At 39.0% G+C, this 382-nt stretch carries 1 protein-coding gene; it reads right to left on the bottom strand.

What is annotated here, in order from left to right; all coding sequences use genetic code 11:
• Positions 1-208 precede the first annotated feature (208 nt).
• Positions 209-382, bottom strand: a 174-nt coding sequence (locus tag J7R13_RS09415; protein ID WP_208438362.1) for a GTP cyclohydrolase I, incomplete at its 5' end; no start/stop codon positions are given.

The following is a 382-nucleotide window of genomic DNA, read 5'->3' on the forward strand; positions in this document are numbered from 1 at the left end:
ACTCGAACTTCCACGGGTTGCCCCACAGCGACCTCAACGCTGCGCGTCTACCAATTCCGCCACGACCGCACGTGGGAAGAAAAACATTTTGGTTTTTAGCCTTTAACAAATCATAAAGAAAGGTACAAGCCAATTTTCTCTTTCTCATAATTTATTTTTATCCGGACAATTTATAACTTAATAGAGATTACTAAAAATATGGACTTTACTACGATCTTTGAATCATCATCATAAAGTGTGCTTGTGCAACGTGATCTTTTTCATAATAACCATGAAAGTTTTTTGTAATTGTTGTAGAGCCCTGTTTTTGGATTCCTCTCATAGCCATACACATGTGCTCAGCCTCAATCAATACTGCTACACCATGAGGCTGAGCACATGT

This window comes from Bartonella taylorii 8TBB, from assembly GCF_902825155.1.
Classification (GTDB): domain Bacteria; phylum Pseudomonadota; class Alphaproteobacteria; order Rhizobiales; family Rhizobiaceae; genus Bartonella; species Bartonella taylorii_A.